Genomic DNA, 20,310 nt, shown 5'->3' with positions numbered 1-20,310 from the left:
CCTAAACCCGTTCGATGGCCCGTTCGCCAAACAACCCCGCCGGACGCACCAGCAAAAACAGCAGCGCCAGCACGTAGGGAAACCAGTTCTCGATGCCGCTGCCGATGAAGGGCCCGAGGTAAACCTCCGCCAGCTTCTCCGAGGCGCCGATGATCAAGCCGCCGACAATCGCGCCGGTGATGGAGGTGAAGCCGCCGATGATCAGCACCGGCAAGGCCTTGAGCACCACCAGCGAGAGCGAGAACTGCACACCGAGGCGAGCGCCCCAGAGCAGCCCGGCGACCAACCCGACAAACCCTGCCACCGCCCACACCACCACCCACACTCGCTGCAAGCGGATGCCCACGGCCAGTGCCGCCAGCGGGTCATCGGCCACCGCCCGCAACGACAATCCGAGCCGGGTCTTGTTGAACAGCCAGGACAGCAGCAGCACCAGGAACGCCGCCGTCAACGCGGCAAAAATGTCGAACTGCGACAACAACATCCCGCCCAGCTCCAGCGGTTCGTCACTGATGCCCAGCTCCAGGCCATGCACCTGGGCGCCCCACAGCGCCTGGGCGAACCCTTCGATGACGTAGGACAGGCCAAGGGTGGCCATGAACAGCGTGATCGGCGAACGGTTGACCAAAGGGCGCAGTACCACACGCTCCACGGCCACGGCGATCAGCAGCATCGCCGCCAGGCTGATGAGGAACGCCAGCCAGAACGGCACACCGCGTTCCAGCAGGCTGACGAAGGTCAGCGCCGAGAACAGCACCATCGCGCCCTGGGCGAAATTGAATACCCCGGAGGCCTTGTAGATCAGCACAAAACCGATGGCCACCAAGGCGTACATCACCCCCGCCAACAGCCCGCCAATCAATACTTCAAAGAAAAATTCCATCGCTGTTCCTAATACTGTTCGGTCAATACAAACGAGGATCCTGTGGCCAGAGATTGCTCCCGCTGGGCTGCGCGGTAGGAGCTGTCGAGCGGAGCGAGGCTGCGATCTTTCCCCAGGCACTTAAGTCTCAAGCGAAAAGTCAAAAGATCGCAGGCTTCGCCAGCTCCTACACAGGCGATCCCCTGTAGGAGCTGTCGAGCGGAGCGAGGCTGCGATCTTTCCCCAGACACTTGAGTCTCAAGCGAAAAGTCAAAAGATCGTCCGAACGCGGCCCGAGTCTTCGCCAGCTCCTACAGAGCCCAGCGGGAAGGCGTCGAATATCCGGTGTCAGTGGCGAGTGCCCAGGTAGGCCGAAATGACCTCGGGGTTCTGCCGTACGTCTTCGGGCGAGCCGTCGCCGATCTTGCGACCGTAATCGAGCACCACCACGTGGTCGCTGATGTCCATGACCACGCCGATATCGTGCTCGATCAACACCACGGTGGTGCCCAGTTCACGATTGATATCGACGATGAAGCGGCTCATCTGCTGCTTCTCTTCGGCGTTCATTCCGGCCATGGGTTCGTCCAGCAGCAACAGCCGAGGCTCCGCCGCCAGCGCCCGGGCCAGCTCCACGCGCTTCTGCAAGCCATAGGGCAACGTGCCCACCAGGGTGTCGCGCCAGGGCTGCAAGTGCAGGAACGCGATAACGCGCTCGGCCGCTTCGCGCTGGCGGTCATCCTCGGCCCTGGCGCGACCGATGCGCAGCGCCTGCTCGATCCAAGTGCTGCGCCGCTTGAGGTTGCGTCCGGTGAGCACGTTGTCGAGCACGCTCATGCCCTTGAACAGCGCAATGTTCTGGAACGTGCGGGCGATGCCGCGTACCGCCACATCGTGGGGGCGCATCCGGCGCCGCTCCTGTCGATCAAAACGGATATGCCCCTCCTGGGCCTGGTACACGCCGCTGATGACATTCAGCAGCGAGCTCTTGCCTGCACCGTTGGGGCCGATCAAGGCGCAGATCTCTGCGGTGGCGACACGAAAACTGATGTCCGTGACCGCTTTGACGCCTTTGAATGACAGTGAAATATGGTCCAGCTCCAGCAAATGCGCGGTGGCCGTCTGGGTCATGGCGCGTCTCCTCTCAGGCCAGTTGCGACTGGAGCCCGCTCCAGTCATCGGTGGTTTGCTGCACAAGATGCGTCGGCGCTTCCCAGTGGGCCGCATCGCTCCACTGGCGAACCCTGATACCCAATGCCTGGAAAAACGCCTGGGTCTGGGGCAGCAACGCATCGCCCACCAGCAGCGGCGCGCGGGTCCGGGAGAACCCCAGCACGTCGCGCAAAGGCCGGCGCACCAGCCAGTCACCCAAATGCCGTTGCAAGACGTCGGGATGGGCCGCCAACGCCCAGTCCACCAGCCCACGCGACCAACTGCCCGGCACCGGCAAACGCTCCAGCGCATAACGGTACAAACGCTCATAGGTTTCGCGCGTTCCAGCCACCAGCGTCGGGCCCAGCTCGCGGCGGTCGCGATCACGGGTCGCCAGGTTTTCTGGAAAATTCAGGCGAAAACCGGCTATCAACCAAGGCGCCAGCAGATAGCGGGCTTGTCCGCCCGAGGCGAACGCCCGGGCGGACAATGCCTCTTCCTGCCGTCCCAGGCCTTCGCGCGTCACCAACCGCTGGCCCTCCTGCAGCAGCTCGGCGTGGCTGACGCGTTGCTCTTCAATCGCCTGCCCAGCCCCGCGATAAAACACAAAGGCCGTTTGCAGCACTTGCCCTTGCGGTGCCCGTTCATCGGTTGGTCGCTCGGCAACCAGCGCGGCGTAATCCAGCGCTTGAACGAATGGCGTCGAATCGGCCAGGCCACGCTTGTCGAGATAAACCAGCACACGTGCAACCACCTGCGCCGCACGCAGACGCAGCATCTCCTCCAGGCCTTCGACCAGGACGAAATCCGGCTGCAGCGTGCCGAGCAATAGCACCTGCTCGGCCGATGCCTCCAACGGGTCGAACAGGCTCGCCACGCCTCCCAGCCACTGCGCGGCCAAGGCTGCAAGCAGCGCCTGCGGCCTGGGTCGGCTGATGATCGTCAGGGTCGCGCCCGCTGAAAAACCGCGGGCTTGCAGGGCACTCGCCAAACGGCGCACCTCATCGGCCACTTGCGCCCAGGTCCGCTCCTGCCAGACACCCAGGTACTTATGGCGCAGCGCGACATCCGCGCCATGCCGATGCGCCTGTTGCTGCAACCACTGGGGCAAGCTGGCCGGTGCCGCGTCGAGAGTGTCGGTGAACGTGCCCATGTTGCCTCCCGCGCCTAAGCGACTGCCGCCGTTTTGGCTGCCACTTTGCGTTGCTCCAGCTCACGCACCAGCGGCAGGACCTTACGGCCGAAATACTCGACTTCTTCCTGGAAGTGCAGAAAGCCGGCGAGCACCAGATCCACACCCACGGCCTTGAGCGCGACGATGCGTTCGGCGATCTGCTGCGGTGTGCCGATCAGGTTGGTCTTGAAGCCATCGTTGTACTGCACCAGGTCCTCGAAGCTGGACTTGGCCCAGTTGCCCTCGCCTTCCGGGCTGGACTTGCCGGCCTGCTTCGCCGCATCGCCGAAGGCATTGACGGCCTCGGGGTCGGCCTGGTCGATGATCTGGGCAAGGACCGCACGCGCCTCTTCTTCGGTGTCACGAGCAATGACGAAGGCGTTTACACCGACCTTGACCTTGTGATTGTTGGCCGCGGCTTTTGCCTGGAGGTCATCGATCTGCGCCTTGACACCTTCCACGGTATTGCCGTTGGTGAAGTACCAATCCGATACCCGGGCCGCCATGTCCCGCGCCGCCCGCGAGCTGCCGCCCTGGAAGATCTCCGGGTGCTGCTGCAGTGGTTTTGGCTTGAGGGTGTAGTCGTGGAAGCGGTAGAAGTCACCGCGCAAGGTGAAGTTGTCGGTGGTCCAGATGCCCTTGAGGGCGGTGATGAATTCTTCGGAACGGCGATAGCGCTCATCGTGTTCCAACCATGGCTCGCCAATGGCGGTGAACTCGCCCTTGAACCAGCCCGACACGATGTTGACCGCCACCCGCCCGCCGGTCAGGTGATCGATGGTTGCGATCTGCTTGGCCAACACCGAGGGTGTCCACGGCCCAGGCAACACTGCGGCGATGACTTTCAGGCGCGTGGTGGCGGCCAGCAAGGCATGACTGAACGCCACGGACTCATGCTGGTATTCGGCACCGTAACCGGCGGTGAAGCGCACTTGGGACAGGGCGTAGTCGAAGCCGGCCGCTTCAGCGATCTGCGCCAGCTTGCGGTTGTAGTCGATGCCCCAGTCGGTGCGTTGCTCGATTTTGCTGACCACCAGCCCGCCACTGACGTTGGGCACCCAGTAGGCAAATTTGATCGTGTCCTGGCTCATTGCATGTACTCCACGGCTCGTTTTGAAAGAAGAAATTGATCAGGCGGCACTGGCGTCGCGTCGAACGCTCGGGACCAGGCTCAGCAACGCCGACTCGACGGCGCGCTCGATACGCTCCAGCACCTGTGCGCTGGAGATCTGGTATTGGGTGAAATCGGTTTCGCTGGCATAGACCCCCACCGGCAGGCTCAGGGCCTGGAAGAAGCCGAACAGGGGCCGCAGTTGGTGATCGATGATCAAGGCATGGCGATCCGAGCCCCCCGTCGCGGCCAGCAGCACCGGTACATTCTTGAGGGCTTCGTGATGAACGAAATCGAACAGGTGCTTGAACAGGCCGGTGTACGAAGCCCGATACACCGGGCTGGCGGCAATCAACAGATCAGCCGACTCAATGGCCTGCAGGTCATCCTGCACGGCAGCCGGCAACGCCTCGCGACGCAAGACCCCGGCGAACTGGGGGCCGACCTTGGCCAGTTCGATCAGACGCAGCTCGATCGGCAGTTGCTGCCCGAGCCTGTCGACCAATGCCTGGAGCAGGACCAGCGTGCGTGACGGGTGCTGCACGCTGCCTGACACCGCCACCACTTTGAATTGCTTGCTCATCGTTTACCCCATGCCTGGAGACGCCACCTCAGCGTCTGCACAAGGTGTAGAGCAGCAACCGTGCCATTTGAATATTCATTTATTAATCAATGTCTTAGGAGCTTTTCCGGATCATCTCACTGTCGCTTGACGGACAAGCTGTTGATCCACTGTTGCCTGACGAACATTCGCCGCGTCGATGTGTGTGGCAGCAACTGTTGCCGGGCACACAGTTGCGCAACAGATTGTTCGCAGCGAGGGCAGCCCTTTCCCTGATGAGCGCTGTACAGGCCCGTATTTACGGGCGTTGGGCCTCAGGCATGGACTGTGCAATAGCCGCTGGCACCGGCAGGTTTCTCCCCTGCCCACCTATTCGTCATAAGAAGGAACATCACCATGACCGCACAGCAACAACACCTGCCGCCGATACTGTCCACCGGCACCGACTATGAGCCCTTGGCCGAACGCTTTCGGCCGATCTTTGCACGCATCCAGGCCGGCGCCCTGGAGCGTGAGCAGACGCGCAGCCTGCCCTTTGAACAGGTGAAATGGCTGAAGGAAGCAGGCTTTGGTGCCATTCGCGTACCGGTCGAATATGGCGGCGCCGGGGCTTCGTTGCCGCAGCTGTTGCAACTGCTGATCGAACTGGCCGAAGCCGATTCCAACCTGCCCCAGGCGCTGCGCGGGCACTTTGCATTTGTCGAGGACCGTCTCAACGCCCACGCCAGCAGCCCACAAGACATCTGGTTCAAGCGCTTCGTCGAGGGTGAACTGGTGGGCAATGCCTGGACGGAAGTCGGCACCGTGAAAATCGGCGACGTCGTTACTCGGGTTTCTCGCCAGGGTGATCAGTGGGTCGTCAACGGCACCAAGTACTACAGCACCGGCAGTATCTTCGCCGACTGGATCGACGTGTATGCCCAACGCGACGACAACGGCGCCGACGTGATTGCCGCTGTGCGTGTGCATCAGCCGGGCGTCAAGCAAAGCGATGACTGGGACGGTTTTGGCCAACGCACCACCGGCAGCGGCACGTCGCTGTTCGAGAATGCGTTGGTCGAGGCGGAAAATCTCATCGACTTCTCTACCCGCTTCAAATACCAGACCGCGTTTTATCAACTGGTGTTGCTGGCCGTGCTGACCGGTGCCGGCCGCGCGGCGGTTCATGACATTACCGAGCAAGTGCGCAAACGCACGCGGGTCTTCAGCACCGGCAACGCCAGCGAAGTGAGCCAGGATGTGCAGGTGCAGCAAGTGGTCGGTAGGGCCTCGGCCCAGGTCTATGCCGCAGAAGCCACCACCCTGCGAGCCGCGAGCGCCTCCCAACGCGCCTACGAAAGCCGCTTCAGTCAGAACGCCGAGACCGAACACACCGCCAACATCGCCGCCGAACTGGAATCGGCCCAGGCCCAGGTGGTGATTTCCGACCTGGTGTTACGCGCTACCAGTGATCTGTTCAATGCCCTGGGTGCCTCGGCCACCAGCACCAGCAAAGCCCTCGACCGTCACTGGCGCAATGCCCGCACTGCTGCTTCGCATAATCCGTTGATCTACAAGGAGCGCATTATTGGTGATTGGGAAATCAATGGTACGGAGCCGCCGTATGTTTGGCAGATTGGCGGGGGGTCCAAGCAGCTTTGAGTAGATGGGTTGGTGTGTATATCCGTTGCTGCGGTAACGGCGGCTTAGGGTTCCGCCCTTACGGCGGGTCACTTTTGAAAAGCCCGGGAGCCGGCCCAGTCAAAAGTAAGCAAAACGCTCATGCCCCACCACTTGGTGCCTCGCCTAGGCTCGGCATACCCTCACTCCGGCATTGCTCCGTGGGCCGCCGCGAAGGGCCATCCATGGCCTAGCGCGGCTATCCCGGCATCCATGCCGGGATGCCCACTGCGCAATGCCTGCGTTCGGCCAGCGTGGTTAACGGGCGCCCGAGATCAACGTCCACCGCGAGGCGGCCTAACAGCCGACCTGGCTCTTGGTAAGACCGTGTTCCTCCTGTGGGAGCGAGCTTGCTCGCGATAGCGGAGGGTCAGTTGGCGGTGATGTTGGCTGTGCCGGCGTTATCGCGAGCAAGCTCGCTCCCACAGGTTTTTGTGTTGTGTGCAGAGGCTGTGAACACCTGTAAATCCATGTGGGAGCGAGCTTGCTCGCGATAGCGGAGGGTCAGTTGGCGGTGATGTTGGCGGTGCTGACGTCATCGCGAGCAAGCTCGCTCCCACAGGTTTTTGTGTCGTGTACAGAGGCTGTGAACACCTGTAAATCCATGTGGGAGCGAGCCTGCTCACGATAGCGGAGGGTCAGTTGGCGGTGATGTTGGCTGTGCTGCCGTTATCGCGAGCAAGCTCGCTCCCACAGGGTTCTCGAGCGTTCAAAAATCCTGTGCTCGCCACAAACCCCTTGTGGGAGCGAGCTTGCTCGCGATGGCGGTGGTTCAGTCGATGAAGATGTTGGATGTGCTGGCCTCTTCGCGAGCAAGCTTTGCTCCCACAGAACTGACGAATGTATGACCGGGAGAGCCAGGTCGGCTATAAGGCCGCCTCGATTTTGATCTTGATCTGGGGCGCCCCGTTAACCACGATGGCCGAACGCAGGCATTGCGCAGTGGGCACCTCGGCATGGATGCCGAGGTAGCCGCGCTGGGCCATGGATGGCCCTTCGCGGCGGCCCACGGAGCAATGCCGGAGTGAGGGCACACCGAGCCTAGGCGAGGTGCCAAGTGGTGGGGCATGTAGCGTTTTGGTTACTTTTGCGCTCTTCAAAAGTGACCCGCTGTAAGAGCGGAACCATAAGCAGCCGTTACCCCAGAAACGGATATACACACCAACCAATCCCAAAATCCCGATAAACGATCTACCCCAACGCAAACACACGAGACCAAGCACAAAAAGGATCAACTAGCTGACGACCTAAACACACCGCATAATCCATCTACCCCCATCCACCCGAAGGGTCGCTGAAGATGACAGTTATCCATAAGGCCGCTCAGATAGGATACTCAGCAGAAGCCAGCACCTATACCCAAGGGCGCCCAGACTACCCAAGCGAAATACCGGCATGGCTCAGCAGTGCACTGGAAATCAGCCCAGGATCGACAGTCATTGAGTTAGGAGCCGGTACCGGTAAATTTACTCGCCTGCTGGACTCAATGGCGATCAACGCCATCGCCATCGAACCGGTCGAGGCGATGCGAATCGAGTTTGCCAAGCATCTGCCGAACACCAGGATTCTGGAGGGAACGGCCGAATCCATTCCCCTCGAGGCAGGGACGGCGCAGGCGCTCGTATGCGCCCAAGCCTTCCACTGGTTCGCGAATGAAACCGCGCTCCAAGAGATTCACCGAGTACTCAAACCGGACGGCCGGCTCGGCCTGATCTGGAACGTGCGTGATGAGTCAGTGGACTGGGTGGCCGACATCACTAAAATCATCACCCCCTTCGAAGGCGATACCCCACGCTTTCATACTGGAAACTGGCGACGCCCCTTCAACGGACGTTACTTCTCGGAACCCGAACTGACCTGTTTTAGTTACACCCACGCAGGCAGCCCCGAGACAGTCATCCTGGATCGCTTTCTGTCCGTGAGCTTCATCGCAGCGCTGCCTGACGCAGAGAAGAAACGGGTAGCGGATCAACTACGGGCCTTGATTCAGAGCCATCCGGCGCTGCGCGGGCGCAAGCACATCGAGTTCCCTTATCAGACCCACGCTTATTCATGTCGCCGCCTGGATTGAATCACGACGCCATCAACCCACCAGGAACTCGTACCTGACGCCCCCAAAACACTGGCATCATGCCTTTTTCCTTGCACTCATGGAGTGACTGTGACGAATCTTTGTGCCGCCCCTGAATTTGCTCCCGCCGCCACTTTACCGCCCTACCGCTTCTTTCCCCGGCTCGGGATGTTTGCGCTTGCGACCCTGATAGTCTTTCTGGCTGCAGTGCCCGAAGTCCTTTTCGTCCCCGCGGACATGCAGGCCTACCTGACGTTCACGACTACCTCGGGCATCACCGCGCTGGTTCTCCTCGCCCTCTTCGCCTGGCAATACCGCACCGATCCGCGCGCGCAGTGGCGTGGTCATGCCGTTCGCAAACCCCTGCAGTGGGGGGCGATCGGCACTATCGGGGCCTACCTGCTTTTCGGGGTCGCCGTCCTCGTGCTCGGGTTGCCGCGTGAGGTGTTCATGGCCGAGCTCCTGGACGGGCTCAACGGTTGGCAGGCCACGATCAAGATCGCCTCGCTGATCGTGCTGCCGCCCATCGCCGAAGAGCTGTTCTTCCGCCATTACATGCTGCGGCTGTTTCCCTACGAGAACAGCCGGGCCTGGACATGGATCGCGATCATCGTGACCTCAGCGATCTTCGCCGGCATGCACATCCAATACGGGAACTGGATCACCGTCGTGCTGATCTTCGCCTGTGGAGGCATATTCGCTATCGCAAGAGTGGTCAGCGGTGGCCTGCTGGTGCCGGTGCTCCTGCATTCGCTGGCCGAAATGGTTGCTCTGAGCACTGACAAATCCTTCTCTCTGATGGGGCTTTACGGTTGAATCAGGCAAAGACGCAATGCCACGCTATGATTTCGCAAACGTCAGCACCTCAAACAAGGGCAACCATGAACGCTCACGCAGCGTGCCTCGGACTGTTTGTCTTGACGCTCGCCTTCCTGAGTGGGCCCGTCCAGGCCTCGACGTGGCAAATCTGCCACCTGGAGCTGCGTATCGTCGAGGTCCTGAAACAACCCTACCCGCAGCTTCAGGCGAAGATCGTGAAAGCCAGGCCGAAATCCGCCTCAGTGGAGTGTCCAACGCAAGGCTCATCGCTCACCTTCACCCCGGAAACCCCGGACTACCAAGCCACGCTCCCCCGCCGGCAATGGCCCCGGAAAGGACAGTCACTACAGGTCGACTACCGCTACCTGGATGGCGTCTGTAAAGGCGACGGCAACTCGTATGCATGTCGTATCAAGCACTACCCGGTGATGGGTCGATAGTCAGGCGGCTGGAGACCGTGGCATTTAGCTGATGGCCTCATCGCGAGCAAGCTCGCTCCCACAGAAAGGCCTTGCGCACCCCTGTGGGAGCGAGCTCGCTCGCGATGACGTCGGCACAGCCAACCTCAATGCGACTCAAGCCAACAGCTCAGTGATCCAGCGGGCCTGCCGGGCTATGTCTTGCAGCTTCTCTTCCGGCACGGCTTGCCGCGCCTTGGCGAAGCTGGTGAGGGTCTTTTGCTTCTGGCGTAGCAGGCGCTGCCACTTGGCCAGGAAGATCGGGGTGCGGGCTTGCAGCTGCAGCGGGCCGAAGTACAGCTCCTCGGCGGTGTACGTCACCGGCCCGGTGCGCTCGGCGACGATGATCTCGTAGTAGAAACGGTTTTCCCGCAGCACCTCCTCGCAGAGGATGCGGTAGTCGTTCTCCATCAGCCATTGGCGCAGTGGCTGCTCGCCGCCGTTGGGTTGCAGGATCAGGCGCTCCTGACCGCTCAACCGCGCTTTGCCGCTGTCCAGGATGTCGCGGATCGTCTCGCCGCCCATACCACAGAGGCTGATCGCCGTGATCCCGTCTTCCGGCTCGATCGACGCCAGGCCATTGGCCAGGCGCACGCTGATCTGCTGCTCCAGGCCGTTCTCCCCCACGGTGCGTTCGGCGGCGCGAAACGGCGTCAGCGCCACCTCGCCCGCCACCGCCATCGCGATGGCACCACGGCGCAGCAAGGCCACCGGCAGGTAAGCGTGATCCGAGCCGATATCGGCCAGTCGCGCGCCCGCCGGCATATGCGCCGCCACGCGCTCCAGGCGCATGGACAATGTCTGTTCGTTCAACTGCAGTTCCCTGGATTAATCGTAGAACGGCTCGACCGCCGTCCGACTGCCGACAAAAAAGCTGTCCGCGACCAACCGCAGCGGCTGCAGGTCCATGTCGCTGGTTTGGTCGGCAATCAGTTGTTGAAAATGTCGATATACCGCCGCGTATTCGCCCTCCTCGGAAACCGCCTGGCCCACGCCGTCGATGCTCAACAACGCACCGCCGTTGTCCAGGCGCAGGACGCCTTCGGCGCAGCGAATCTCGATGCTCCAGAGCTCGTCATGACCATGGTCGAAATCGAATTCCGCACGAATATCGAGGTGGCGCGCGTCGGCCATCTTGATGCTGGCGGCAATCGGCGACTGGCAGTTGTCCGGCACGCGCAACTCGGCGGACTCCACGAACAGCGGCAACGCCAGCAGATGGGTCACAATCGACAAGGCATTGATACCCGGATCGAAGACGCCCAGGCCACCGGGTTGCCAGATCCATGCCTGGCCGGGGTGCCACTTGCGCACATCTTCCTTCCAGTCGATCTGCACGCTCTGCAAGGTGCGACTCGCCAGCCAGTCACGGGCGGCTTCGATGCCCGGCGCGTAACGCGAATGCCAGGCGAACAGGCCGCTGACGCCTTGCTCGCGGACCTGCTCCACCAACGCCATGGCTTCACCCAATGTGGCGCACGGCGGTTTTTCCACCAGCACGTGTTTGCCAGCCGCCAGCGCCTGTTGCACCAGGGCGAATCGACCTTGTGGCGGAGTGCAAAACGCAATGGCATCGACCTGCGGACCGTTTTCGAGCAGTTCGCCCAGGGAGCGGAAGTTCTCCACCCCGGCGCAAGGCTGCCCCTGCGTGGCGACAGCCACCAGTTGGAACGCGGGGTTGGCGTGGATGGCTGGAACATGTTGATCCTGGGCAATCTTGCCGTAGCCCACCAGCCCGAGACGAATCGGTTGCATCGATGACTCCTGATTTTTGTACTTGTGATCGGCCAGCAAACTAGACGCAAATCGCCCGGCGGACAATGGGGGTCGTGCAGTCTCTATACGATTGTCCTGCGCAATTGGGCAACAGCCGTGCAGCAAAGACCTCAGCTTTGCCGCGGCTCACTGGCTGCCGTCACGACGTTGGTCACCCGGCCGAAGAAGGGCTCCAGCCGCTCCCGCGGCGCATCGTGCTCCACCACCAGGGCGGTGACTTCTTCGCAGGAGGCCACCTGGTAGTGGGCAACGCTGGACAGCTTCTCATTGGTCACCGCCGCGATCACCTGCCCGCTTGCCGCGACCACCGCGCGCTTGAACTCCGCGTCGTCCAGGCCGAACGCCGTGACGCCATTGTCCGGATCGATGGCGCAGGCACCGAGCAAGCACACGTCAAAACTGAACTGACGCAACTGCTGGACAGCCGTCAGCCCGATCACACCCCCCGCGTTTGGACTCAAGCGGCCACCCAACAGAATGACTTCGGCACGGGGCAATTTCATCAACTGAACCGCAATCAACGGCGAATTGGTGGTGAGGGTCAGCCGAAGTTGCGGATCGATGGCGCAGGCCACGGCCAGGTTGGTTGACCCGGCGTCGATGAAGACGTGCTGGCCCGCGCGCAGCAGTGCAGCGGCCGCTTGGCCGAGACTGCCCTTGCGCGCCGGGTCCTTGCGCACGCGTGCCTCCATCGGCCCTTCGGGAGCGGGCAACAGTATCGCGCCGCCATAAACGCGTTTGCACACCCCCGCCGCTGCCAATGCGCCCAAATCACGCCGTATCGAGTGCTCGGACACATTGAATTCGCTGGCCAAGTCGGCCGCGATCACCCGGCCATACCGGGCGAGACGCTGGCTGATCAATTGCTGGCGTTCGCCGGGGAACGCTTCGTGAGGAGAAGTCATGACACTACAACCTGCATAAACGAGCACTAATGATCACAAACGAGCAAATAGTGCCGCTTATGCAGCGAGGCGTCAAACCCGCTCGTTCAAGTGGGCGGCCAAACGATAAAGGTCAAGCGTTCCCAGGGACATTCGTGCCCATACCCAAGGGCAGGAAAGGTTGAATCTCGTCGATTTCCTCGGCGCTGAGACGCAGCTGTGCGCCGGCAATCAGTCCATCGACCTGCCCGGGACGGCGGGCTCCGACGATGGCACCGGTCACCACCGGCTTGCGCAGCACCCAGGCGATGGCGACTGCCGCCGCGCTCACCCCGTGTCGTTCGCCGATACCCGCCAAAACCTCGACCAGCGCCAGGTTCGCACTCAAACGAGGCTCCTGGAAATCCGCGCTTCGGGCCTTGCGCCAATCGTCATCGGGCAATTGGGCGATGCGCTCGCGGGTCATGCTCCCGGAAAGCAGTCCCGATTGAAGGGTGGAATAGGCCAGGACGCCCATTCCCACCTCCTCGCAAAATGGCAGGACGTTCTTTTCGATGTCTCGCATCAGGGCGGAATAAGGCGGTTGGAGAGAGACGATCTCGGTCACCGCCTGGGCCCGCTGGAGTTGCGCGACATCGAAATTGGACACGCCGATAGCGCGAATTTTTCCCTGTTCGCGCGCAGTGGCCAACGCCGAAAGCGCCCTCTCGATTCCTTCGCTACTGCCGTCGGCAGGAAAGGCCGGCCAGTGGATCTGATAAAGGTCGATGGTTTCGACTTGCAACCGGCGCAAGCTAGCCTCGACCTCGGCGAGCAGCGATTGAGGCGCCAGCGAGTGCGAGATCGCTTTGGTGACCGGGTCCCAGACCAGACTGCCCTTGGTGAACACCAACGGACGCCGTGAAGCTGGCACCCGACGCAACAACTGCCCAACCAGCTGCTCGGCGTGGCCCAAGCCATAAACCGCCGCGGTATCGATCCAGTTCACACCGCGTTCGACGGCATATTCAAGGGCACCGAGGCTGTCCTCGTCATCCTGCGCGCCCCAACTGTATTCCCAGCCGGTGCCAGCAATGGCCCAGGTTCCCAGGCCAATGGGCGAAATCAGAAGATCCGATGATCCAAGACGATTCTTTTGCATAGCGAGTTCTCCACAGATGATGGTGGCCAGTATCCGCGAGCAATCTCATGACGATAAGATAGGTAATCGTATTTGAACTACTGAACCGTACTCATGAGTCAGCACCCCGATCTTTCCGAACTGGATGCCTTCGCGGCCGTCGCTCGCCACCGCAGCTTTCGCAAGGCCGCCGACGAGCGTGGCGTTTCGGCTTCTGCATTGAGTCACGCGATGCGTGCACTGGAAGCGCGCCTGGGTGTCAGGCTGCTCAATCGAACCACACGCAGCGTTACCCCGACCGAGGCCGGCCACCAGCTATTGGCAACGCTGGCCCCGACCCTGCAGCAGGTTGCCGATGCGCTGGCGCAACTGACCTCGATGCAGGAAGTGCCCGCCGGCAAGCTTCGCCTCAACGTGGCGCGTCCGGCGGCGCGGGCGGTATTTGCGAAAGTGCTTGCGCCATTCGTGGCCAGGTATCCACGTATTCAACTGGACCTGGTCACCGATGATGGCTTGACCGACATCGTGAACGGCGGGTTTGACGCTGGCGTGCGTTTTGGCGAAAGCCTGGCCGGCGACATGATCGCCGTCCCTGTCGGCCCCCCTCAATCGTTCGTGACCGTCGCTTCACAGGCTTACCTGGCCGCAAAGGGGATCGTCCAGGCCCCACGCGACTTGCTCGACCATGCCTGTATCGCCCGACGTTTTCCCAGCGGCAAACTCTATGCCTGGGAGTATCAGGCACAAGGGCAACCGATGCGCTTGTCCGTCACCGGCCCGCTCATTCTTGAAGACGATGCGCTGATGATCCAGGCAGCAAAAGATGGCGCCGGGATTGCCTACGTCTACGAGGAGCTGGTGCGCGATGACATCCGCAATGGGCAGCTCACGGAACTGCTTGCGCAATGGAAAGCACCGCCAAGCCGATTTTTTCTCTACTACCCCAGCCGACGCCATGTGCCACCGGTCCTGAAGGCGTTCATCGAGTTCATCCGGGCGGATGATGGGCCAACCTGAAACCGGCAGGCAAAAAAAGCCCCGCGACCGAGGACGGTGCGGGGCAAGGGAATTGGTTGGTTGCGGCCAACCAAAGGAGCACAGTGAAAAACGTTTACGGGCCGGTCAGATGCATTCCTGCGCGGCGCGTTCAAAACTTGAAGGCATGAGGTTGGAGGCCAGCAAATGTCGCTCGTAGATGAACACCTTGCCGCCGCTGCCGGCCTTGTAGGCTTCCAGCACGTTGTCCGCCGAGACTTTGCTCGGCACCACGATGCGGTAGCTGCGCTGGGTCTGCGAGACCATCGGGTTCAAGGCACTGCCCTGCAATTTCGGTATGACGCATTCAGCGTATTGGGCCGGCGTCTTGTTGGTCTGCAAGGTCAGGGTCGGATCGTTCGGTGCCGAGGCACAACCGGCCAGCAACAAGGGGGAAAACGCCAGGGGAAGCAAAAATAAAGGGCGCATGGGTGGGGTCCTGAAAACAAAAATAATGGGCTGCGTGTTTGATGGCGCTGATTTTCCAATGATTGCCGGCAAAGCAAAACTTGCATTTCGTAATGGTCACTATTACTCCTAGCAATAGTTGCAAGCCGAGAAAGATTGATGAGGTATAGCCATGAGAACGTTTGATCTGATTCGCGACGCGGTATTGCCCGACTTCCGTGAGCGGGTGGCTGATTACCTGATCCAGTACGAAAGCGTGCTGTTGAGCAGCACCGAACCCGACCCGGAGCTCAGACGCGCCACAGCCAATCAACTGCGCGGCTATCTACGCGGGTTGAACACCACTCGGGTACTGGGCATGGCGGATTGGGAGGAGCTGGATCGGCGGGTGGTGAATACGTGGCTTTAGCGCCCGGCCAAGGACAGGCCGGACTTCCAGGAATGTGTTCGATTCATTGTGGCGAGGGAGCTTGCTCCCGCTGGGCTGCGCTGTAGGAGCTGCCGAAGGCTGCGATCTTTTCACTTGTGGCTCAAATGTCCGGGAAATATCGCAGCCTCGCTTCGCTCGACAGCTCCTACAGGCCCAACGCTGGCTTGCGCCCTGTTCAGCAACCGTTGCACCCACGCGGCATCCTCGTCATTGACCACCCCATAGCGATTCGGCGGTAGAAAATTCCAGTGATGGGCGGCCTCGTCCAGGCGCTTGAGTTCATCGGCAGACAGCCAGTACGGCGTCTCCACCAATGGCATCGGCGCGCCGTCGAAACGTCGGCCCAGTTGCAGGTTCGTGCCGGGGGCGAAAGCGATCGCCAGTTGCTGGCGGGGTTGCAGCAGCTTGTTCGTTGCGGGCATTTGCCCTACTCGCCCGTAGCTGAAGTCGCCCGAAAATTGTTCCTTGAGCACCAGCCAGTGCCCCGCCGCGGTCTTGGCCAGAATCCATTGGGATACACCGCTGTCTTGCACGCACTTCAACTTGCCGTTGGACCACTGCATGAGGGTGTTGCAGTCCGGATCATAGTCGTTGGACCACAGGCTGATGCCAGAGACCAGGGTGTGGCGTTCGAGTTCGACCAGCCCTTGATCGGGCATCGATTGCCAATAACGCTTGGTCGGATCGCGCTTATCGCGCAAGTAGTTATGCAGGACCCAGGCAGCCATGAACAGCAAGGTGGCGAGCCCCAGCCAGCCAACGGAGGCCTCGGCGATCCGGTCAAGGTCGACGCCTGGGGCGGATAAGCCTTGATAGACCAGCAGCCCCAGCAGAAACGCGATGCCCGGCAGCACCGGGCCCAGGCACAACGGCGGCACCAGCACCATGATCCAGCTGAAGCGATGCATGGTCGCGCGATCACGCGCCCAGGCCAGCTCCTCAGCAAGCATCGGCGCCCGTTCCCGTGGGGCGATGTCAGGATCGGGTGTCTGGAAGCGTATATACAGGCTGTAGGTGTCATCGCTCATGGATCGGATCATGCCCTTGAAATCATCATGGTCGAGCAGCCCTTCGGGTCGCCCCTTGACGCTGGAACAGGCGTATTATCCGGATAACCAGGCGCCATGTAGACACCCATTCATGCCCATCTCCCAAACTCGACCCTCACCCGCGCCCTTGCTCAAGCCAGGCGAGACAGTGGTCCTGTTCGACGGCGTTTGTAAACTGTGCAATGGCTGGGCGAAATTCCTGATCCGCCATGACCACGCCCGCCGCGTGCGGTTGGCCTCCGTACAATCACCCGAAGGGCAAGCCCTACTTGCCTGGGCGGGCCTGCCCTTGCAGCAGTTCGACACCATGGCCGTGGTTCGCGATCAACATTACTGGGTGCGTTCGGACGCGATTCTTGAAGTCGTAGCCCTGCTGCCCTGGGCCTGGCGCCCGGTGAAGCTGCTGCGCTACGTCCCTCGCAGGCTTCGGGACTGGGCCTATGATCGCATTGCCCTGAATCGTTATCGGCTGTTTGGCAAATACGACGTGTGCCTTTTGCCGAGCCCGGATCATGAGCGGCGTTTCTTGAAGGCTCCAACGCCTGGGAGCAATCCGGTGGAACGGATCGGTACTTAGCCCGCCAGTAGCTCGATCCACTGAGGTGGCGTCATCTTCGTCACCATGATCAGCACAATGACAAACATCCCCAAAAATCCAAAAACGCCCATCCAGAACCACTTTTGATACACGGATGAGTATCGATCATCGAGCGCCCGCCCGTCCCCAACCGCGCTCGAAGCCATCACGTATAAACGCTTCTGGAGCACCAGCACAGGAAGCCACAGCGCCCCCACGCAAAAGAAAATGATCAACGACGTCATTATCCATTCCGTGGTCAGGGGGAGTCCGGCCAGTCTCATTAACAGATAACCCGTCGCTATCTGAATAAAGCCCGCCGGCGTGGTAATCCAAGTGTCGAACTGGACGACCATCCTGGCCACGTGGGCAATGACCTGAGGGTTGGCGGTGCGGCTGGCCGCGATCAGGTAAAGATAGGACCCCATGCCGAAGCCGAAGAGGAAAATGGCAGCAATGATGTGGAGGTACTTCAGGCAAAGATAGAGCATCTGTCAGCCCTGCTCCTCAGAGAAATGAACGGACAGGTTCAAGTTTTCGGGGTCGTTGATGGCGGCCATGTATTCGTCGACGGTGATTTCACCCACGCAGGCCCGAGCACCGGGTTCGGGCCGATACCCTTGGGCGACTTTTGCCGCCAAGGCAACGGCTGCGCAGCTGGGAATCTCCGGCCCCTTGTCGTTCATGGCGGTGAGCTGCACGTTCATCGACAATGGTTCGCCATTGGCCCCCATGCCATGGACGTCGATGTACATTGCGCTTTTGCCATCGCCAAATCGTTCGAACCAGAGCCCCCACCGATGAAGCCTGGCGGCCCAAGGGGCATGGTCACGTACCATCCCCATCCTCATTGCCTGGGCCAGCAGGTAGTTGGCAATGCCGCCGAGCTTCAGGCCTGAGCCGGCCTTGAAGCTCAGGGTCTGGGCCCCATAGCGGCTGGCGAAGATATCCATGTCCGGCACGTCGACATTGGCCAGTACCCGGGTGCCCATAGAGCGCATTCTGCGAAGCGTCAGGTCCTGCCATCCCAGGACCTCATGTCCCCGGCCATTCCTGAGTTGCTTGATCGGCTTGCCTGCATAGGCCAGAACGCCTTCGACAGTGGACAACCCCGGCATCTTGGCCGAAGAGGAAATACCATGTTCGATGGTGTCGATACGTTTAAAGCGATGCCGCTGCTGATCGATGAGGGCAGCCGAGAGCGTCGGCACTGAGCTGCAACCACTGAGGACCGCGACGCCTGCCTGTTTTGCCCGGGCGTCGAGTGCGCTAATGCCGGTGACGAAGGCTCTGGAATCGGACAGGTCGCAGTAGTTCACGCCCGCTTCGATGCAGCTCTCGGCAACGGCATAGGACTGCCCTTGAAATGGGCCACCAGTATGGATGACCCATTGGATGTTCATCAAGCCCAGGACGGATTTGAAGCCCGGCCCCATGGCGTCGCCGCACCAGCTTTCGCACACAGCGCCCGATTGAGCGTTCAACTCAGCGATTTTGCGCTGCAGTTTCTGGGCGTCGCGCCCCGAAATCACCAACTGTAGGCCTGGCATCACCACCAGGTGCCTGGAAACGATACTGCCGAAGTTTCCATACCCACCGACCACCATCACCCTGAGCGTCATTCCATCCTTCCCTAAATATTCGATGAAGCCCGCAACCTTGCCACAAGGAAGACGCGGTGGTGTACCCCCTGCGGTGGGTCACCGTCCCTTTGTGGCGAGGGAGCTTGCTCCCGTTGGCTGCGCAGCAGCCCATGTCGTCAACTCAATTAGCCTGACACACCAGGGTGCCAGGTTTCAGGGCCGCTTCGCGCCCCAGCGGGAGCAAGCTCCCTCGCCACAAGAGCTATTGGGTGGTGTGTCAGCTCATCAGGAGCGGTTCGGCTGTGAGTCAGTGAGCGGTCGCATTGGTCTCCTGCTGATACTCCCGAGGGGTGCAGCCGAACTCGCGGCGAAACACGGTGTGCAGGTATTGCGCCGATTTGAAGCCGCAATTCTGGGCGATGTCGGCAATCGGCGAGTTGGTGTTTTCCAATCCGTTGGCGGCGGCGGCCAGTTTGAAGCGCAGGATTTCGTCGTGGACGCTGCAACCCCGCTCCTTGCGAAAGTGCGATTCCAGCGATGAGCGCGACACTCCCACATAGGCCGCCACCTGGGCCGTCTTAATGCCCTGGCAGGCGTATTGGCGGATGAAGAGCAGTGCCTGCATGACATAAGGGTTGCCCAACGGTTGATGCAGGCTCGAGACCTGCACATTGATCGCGTCCGGCGGTATCAGAATCTGTGTGCCGGTGGACGGCATGCCGTGCAGCATTTGATGGAGCAGGCGTGCGGCGGTGCGGCCCATGGTTTCGGTGCCCTGGATCACCGAGCTCAACGGCACCCGCGTCAGGCTGCGGGTCAGGGGGTCGTTGTCGATGCCAATCAACGCCACTTGCTCGGGCACGGCGATCCCGGCGGTCAGGCAGGCTTGCAGCAACTGCCGGGCGCGGGCGTCGCTGACGGCGATGATGCCGATGGGTTTGGGCAGGCTTTGCAACCAGGCGATCTGCTGTTCGACGGCGCTGTCCCACAGCGGTGCGCTGGTGCCCATGCCGCGATAGACCTCGGCGTGCAGGCCATCGCGCTGCACCAGCCGGCGAAAGGCTTTTTCCCGTTCCTGGGCCCAGCGATTGGCTTGTGCTTCAGGCAGGCTGAAACAGGCAAAACGCGTCAATCCGGCCTCGATCAGGTGCTCGTAGGCCAACGTCATCAACGCATCATTGTCGGTGGCGACATAGGGAATGCCCTTCGGGTAGGCGCGTTCATCCTGATAGGAGCCGCCCACCGCCACCACCGGCAGCTTGATCCCGGCCAGCGCCTCGCCGATCAGCGGGTCGTCGAAGTCGGCGATGATCCCGTCGCCCTGCCAGCGTTCGATCCCTTTCAAGCGACAGAGAAAATCTTCCTCGAGGAACAAGTCCCAGGACGCGCGCGTGCTGCTCAGGTAGTTGCCGATGCCACTGATGATGCCGCGGTCGTAGATCTTGCTGCCGTTGAACAACAGTGCAATGCGGTGAACGGGCGGGACGGTTTTCATTGGTTTAACCCTGTGCCGATCGATACAGACTAGGCGCGCGGCCAGCGAATCTCAATACTCAAAATCGAACTGCCCGTTGGTGATT

22 protein-coding genes are annotated in these 20,310 nt (G+C 61.2%); 7 read left to right on the top strand and 15 right to left on the bottom strand.

Going from position 1 to position 20,310, the window contains the following annotated elements:
* Position 1: 1 nt before the first annotated feature.
* The 5 genes from QMK47_RS13870 to msuE form a co-directional block, all read right to left on the bottom strand.
* Positions 2 to 883 (bottom strand): branched-chain amino acid ABC transporter permease, encoded by an 882-nt coding sequence (locus QMK47_RS13870; protein ID WP_258691086.1) that lies wholly within the window; start codon positions 881 to 883, stop codon positions 2 to 4.
* A 327-nt stretch (positions 884 to 1,210) separates the two neighbouring features.
* Positions 1,211 to 1,993, bottom strand: coding sequence for an ABC transporter ATP-binding protein (locus tag QMK47_RS13865; RefSeq protein ID WP_320390424.1), 783 nt, complete (start codon positions 1,991 to 1,993; stop codon positions 1,211 to 1,213).
* A gap of 13 nt (positions 1,994 to 2,006) precedes the next feature.
* Positions 2,007 to 3,167 carry an AMP-binding protein gene (locus tag QMK47_RS13860; protein WP_320390423.1) on the bottom strand — a complete coding sequence of 387 codons (1,161 nt, stop codon included), beginning with the start codon at positions 3,165 to 3,167 and terminating at the stop codon, positions 2,007 to 2,009.
* Between the two features lie 14 nt (positions 3,168 to 3,181).
* Complete coding sequence (gene sfnG, locus QMK47_RS13855) at positions 3,182 to 4,279, bottom strand: dimethylsulfone monooxygenase SfnG (protein WP_027911753.1); 1,098 nt, start codon at positions 4,277 to 4,279, stop codon at positions 3,182 to 3,184.
* 39 nt (positions 4,280 to 4,318) lie between these two features.
* Positions 4,319 to 4,882, bottom strand: coding sequence for an FMN reductase (gene msuE, locus QMK47_RS13850; protein ID WP_253474309.1), 564 nt, complete (start codon positions 4,880 to 4,882; stop codon positions 4,319 to 4,321).
* 375 nt (positions 4,883 to 5,257) lie between these two features.
* On the opposite strand from msuE, the gene QMK47_RS13845 reads away from it, so the two are divergent.
* A complete protein-coding gene (locus QMK47_RS13845) occupies positions 5,258 to 6,502 on the top strand; it encodes an acyl-CoA dehydrogenase family protein (protein WP_258691083.1) in 1,245 nt (414 codons plus the stop codon).
* Between the two features lie 884 nt (positions 6,503 to 7,386).
* On the opposite strand, the gene QMK47_RS13840 is transcribed toward QMK47_RS13845, so the two are convergent.
* The gene (locus QMK47_RS13840) at positions 7,387 to 7,530 is read right to left on the bottom strand and encodes a hypothetical protein (protein WP_253478719.1); all 144 of its coding nucleotides are present in this window, start codon (positions 7,528 to 7,530) and stop codon (positions 7,387 to 7,389) included.
* A gap of 290 nt (positions 7,531 to 7,820) precedes the next feature.
* Here QMK47_RS13840 and QMK47_RS13835 point away from each other — a divergent pair, with 290 nt between their 5' ends.
* The 3 genes from QMK47_RS13835 to QMK47_RS13825 all read left to right on the top strand — a co-directional run bounded on the left by QMK47_RS13835 (position 7,821) and on the right by QMK47_RS13825 (position 9,850).
* Positions 7,821 to 8,591 carry a class I SAM-dependent methyltransferase gene (locus QMK47_RS13835; protein ID WP_320390422.1) on the top strand — a complete coding sequence of 257 codons (771 nt, stop codon included), beginning with the start codon at positions 7,821 to 7,823 and terminating at the stop codon, positions 8,589 to 8,591.
* A gap of 90 nt (positions 8,592 to 8,681) precedes the next feature.
* Entirely contained in the window at positions 8,682 to 9,407 is a 726-nt protein-coding gene (locus QMK47_RS13830; protein WP_253474301.1) for a CPBP family intramembrane glutamic endopeptidase, read from the top strand.
* A gap of 65 nt (positions 9,408 to 9,472) precedes the next feature.
* The gene (locus QMK47_RS13825; protein ID WP_320390421.1) at positions 9,473 to 9,850 is read left to right on the top strand and encodes a hypothetical protein; all 378 of its coding nucleotides are present in this window, start codon (positions 9,473 to 9,475) and stop codon (positions 9,848 to 9,850) included.
* Between the two features lie 135 nt (positions 9,851 to 9,985).
* On the opposite strand, the gene QMK47_RS13820 is transcribed toward QMK47_RS13825, so the two are convergent.
* The 4 genes from QMK47_RS13820 to QMK47_RS13805 form a co-directional block, all read right to left on the bottom strand.
* Positions 9,986 to 10,681, bottom strand: coding sequence for a tRNA (adenine(22)-N(1))-methyltransferase (locus QMK47_RS13820; protein WP_301300415.1), 696 nt, complete (start codon positions 10,679 to 10,681; stop codon positions 9,986 to 9,988).
* Between the two features lie 15 nt (positions 10,682 to 10,696).
* Complete coding sequence (locus QMK47_RS13815) at positions 10,697 to 11,623, bottom strand: Gfo/Idh/MocA family protein (RefSeq protein ID WP_014338624.1); 927 nt, start codon at positions 11,621 to 11,623, stop codon at positions 10,697 to 10,699.
* Between the two features lie 131 nt (positions 11,624 to 11,754).
* Positions 11,755 to 12,549 carry a DeoR/GlpR family DNA-binding transcription regulator gene (locus QMK47_RS13810; RefSeq protein WP_320390420.1) on the bottom strand — a complete coding sequence of 265 codons (795 nt, stop codon included), beginning with the start codon at positions 12,547 to 12,549 and terminating at the stop codon, positions 11,755 to 11,757.
* A 112-nt stretch (positions 12,550 to 12,661) separates the two neighbouring features.
* Positions 12,662 to 13,669 carry an aldo/keto reductase gene (locus tag QMK47_RS13805; RefSeq protein ID WP_320390419.1) on the bottom strand — a complete coding sequence of 336 codons (1,008 nt, stop codon included), beginning with the start codon at positions 13,667 to 13,669 and terminating at the stop codon, positions 12,662 to 12,664.
* 93 nt (positions 13,670 to 13,762) lie between these two features.
* Here QMK47_RS13805 and QMK47_RS13800 point away from each other — a divergent pair, with 93 nt between their 5' ends.
* Positions 13,763 to 14,665, top strand: a complete 903-nt coding sequence (locus tag QMK47_RS13800; protein ID WP_320390418.1) for a LysR family transcriptional regulator — start codon at positions 13,763 to 13,765, stop codon at positions 14,663 to 14,665.
* Positions 14,666 to 14,770: 105 nt separating this feature from the next.
* Here QMK47_RS13800 and QMK47_RS13795 read toward each other — a convergent pair whose 3' ends face one another.
* Positions 14,771 to 15,112, bottom strand: a complete 342-nt coding sequence (locus tag QMK47_RS13795) for a hypothetical protein (protein WP_253474286.1) — start codon at positions 15,110 to 15,112, stop codon at positions 14,771 to 14,773.
* Between the two features lie 151 nt (positions 15,113 to 15,263).
* Here QMK47_RS13795 and QMK47_RS13790 point away from each other — a divergent pair, with 151 nt between their 5' ends.
* Positions 15,264 to 15,500 (top strand): hypothetical protein, encoded by a 237-nt coding sequence (locus QMK47_RS13790; RefSeq protein ID WP_003201330.1) that lies wholly within the window; start codon positions 15,264 to 15,266, stop codon positions 15,498 to 15,500.
* 110 nt (positions 15,501 to 15,610) lie between these two features.
* Here QMK47_RS13790 and QMK47_RS13785 read toward each other — a convergent pair whose 3' ends face one another.
* Positions 15,611 to 16,549 carry a hypothetical protein gene (locus QMK47_RS13785; RefSeq protein WP_253474283.1) on the bottom strand — a complete coding sequence of 313 codons (939 nt, stop codon included), beginning with the start codon at positions 16,547 to 16,549 and terminating at the stop codon, positions 15,611 to 15,613.
* 112 nt (positions 16,550 to 16,661) lie between these two features.
* On the opposite strand from QMK47_RS13785, the gene QMK47_RS13780 reads away from it, so the two are divergent.
* Positions 16,662 to 17,147 carry a thiol-disulfide oxidoreductase DCC family protein gene (locus QMK47_RS13780; protein ID WP_320390417.1) on the top strand — a complete coding sequence of 162 codons (486 nt, stop codon included), beginning with the start codon at positions 16,662 to 16,664 and terminating at the stop codon, positions 17,145 to 17,147.
* Here the strand turns inward: QMK47_RS13780 and QMK47_RS13775 are convergent.
* The 3 genes from QMK47_RS13775 to QMK47_RS13765 all read right to left on the bottom strand — a co-directional run bounded on the left by QMK47_RS13775 (position 17,144) and on the right by QMK47_RS13765 (position 20,225).
* Complete coding sequence (locus QMK47_RS13775) at positions 17,144 to 17,638, bottom strand: DUF2269 domain-containing protein (RefSeq protein ID WP_320390416.1); 495 nt, start codon at positions 17,636 to 17,638, stop codon at positions 17,144 to 17,146. The genes QMK47_RS13780 and QMK47_RS13775 overlap by 4 nt on opposite strands.
* A gap of 3 nt (positions 17,639 to 17,641) precedes the next feature.
* Positions 17,642 to 18,769: a saccharopine dehydrogenase NADP-binding domain-containing protein gene (locus QMK47_RS13770; RefSeq protein WP_320390415.1), complete on the bottom strand. Its 1,128-nt coding sequence runs from the start codon at positions 18,767 to 18,769 to the stop codon at positions 17,642 to 17,644.
* A 268-nt stretch (positions 18,770 to 19,037) separates the two neighbouring features.
* On the bottom strand, positions 19,038 to 20,225 hold the full coding sequence (locus QMK47_RS13765) for a XylR family transcriptional regulator (RefSeq protein ID WP_320390414.1): 1,188 nt from the start codon (positions 20,223 to 20,225) through the stop codon (positions 19,038 to 19,040).
* Positions 20,226 to 20,310: the final 85 nt, after the last annotated feature.

This window comes from Pseudomonas sp. P9_35, from assembly GCF_034008205.1.
GTDB classification, from domain to species: Bacteria; Pseudomonadota; Gammaproteobacteria; order Pseudomonadales; family Pseudomonadaceae; genus Aquipseudomonas; species Aquipseudomonas kilonensis.
Note: the sequence above shows the minus strand (reverse complement) of the source record. Positions and strands in the feature narration are given on the sequence as shown.

Coding starts and splice junctions, on each gene's coding strand:
- QMK47_RS13870 (WP_258691086.1), bottom strand. CDS start 883: ATGGAATTTTTCTTTGAAGTATTGATTGGCGGGCTGTTGGCGGGGGTG.
- QMK47_RS13865 (WP_320390424.1), bottom strand. CDS start 1,993: ATGACCCAGACGGCCACCGCGCATTTGCTGGAGCTGGACCATATTTCA.
- QMK47_RS13860 (WP_320390423.1), bottom strand. CDS start 3,167: ATGGGCACGTTCACCGACACTCTCGACGCGGCACCGGCCAGCTTGCCC.
- sfnG (WP_027911753.1), bottom strand. CDS start 4,279: ATGAGCCAGGACACGATCAAATTTGCCTACTGGGTGCCCAACGTCAGT.
- msuE (WP_253474309.1), bottom strand. CDS start 4,882: ATGAGCAAGCAATTCAAAGTGGTGGCGGTGTCAGGCAGCGTGCAGCAC.
- QMK47_RS13845 (WP_258691083.1), top strand. CDS start 5,258: ATGACCGCACAGCAACAACACCTGCCGCCGATACTGTCCACCGGCACC.
- QMK47_RS13835 (WP_320390422.1), top strand. CDS start 7,821: ATGACAGTTATCCATAAGGCCGCTCAGATAGGATACTCAGCAGAAGCC.
- QMK47_RS13825 (WP_320390421.1), top strand. CDS start 9,473: ATGAACGCTCACGCAGCGTGCCTCGGACTGTTTGTCTTGACGCTCGCC.
- QMK47_RS13815 (WP_014338624.1), bottom strand. CDS start 11,623: ATGCAACCGATTCGTCTCGGGCTGGTGGGCTACGGCAAGATTGCCCAG.
- QMK47_RS13810 (WP_320390420.1), bottom strand. CDS start 12,549: ATGACTTCTCCTCACGAAGCGTTCCCCGGCGAACGCCAGCAATTGATC.
- QMK47_RS13805 (WP_320390419.1), bottom strand. CDS start 13,669: ATGCAAAAGAATCGTCTTGGATCATCGGATCTTCTGATTTCGCCCATT.
- QMK47_RS13800 (WP_320390418.1), top strand. CDS start 13,763: ATGAGTCAGCACCCCGATCTTTCCGAACTGGATGCCTTCGCGGCCGTC.
- QMK47_RS13795 (WP_253474286.1), bottom strand. CDS start 15,112: ATGCGCCCTTTATTTTTGCTTCCCCTGGCGTTTTCCCCCTTGTTGCTG.
- QMK47_RS13790 (WP_003201330.1), top strand. CDS start 15,264: ATGAGAACGTTTGATCTGATTCGCGACGCGGTATTGCCCGACTTCCGT.
- QMK47_RS13785 (WP_253474283.1), bottom strand. CDS start 16,549: ATGAGCGATGACACCTACAGCCTGTATATACGCTTCCAGACACCCGAT.
- QMK47_RS13780 (WP_320390417.1), top strand. CDS start 16,662: ATGCCCATCTCCCAAACTCGACCCTCACCCGCGCCCTTGCTCAAGCCA.
- QMK47_RS13775 (WP_320390416.1), bottom strand. CDS start 17,638: ATGCTCTATCTTTGCCTGAAGTACCTCCACATCATTGCTGCCATTTTC.
- QMK47_RS13770 (WP_320390415.1), bottom strand. CDS start 18,769: ATGACGCTCAGGGTGATGGTGGTCGGTGGGTATGGAAACTTCGGCAGT.
- QMK47_RS13765 (WP_320390414.1), bottom strand. CDS start 20,225: ATGAAAACCGTCCCGCCCGTTCACCGCATTGCACTGTTGTTCAACGGC.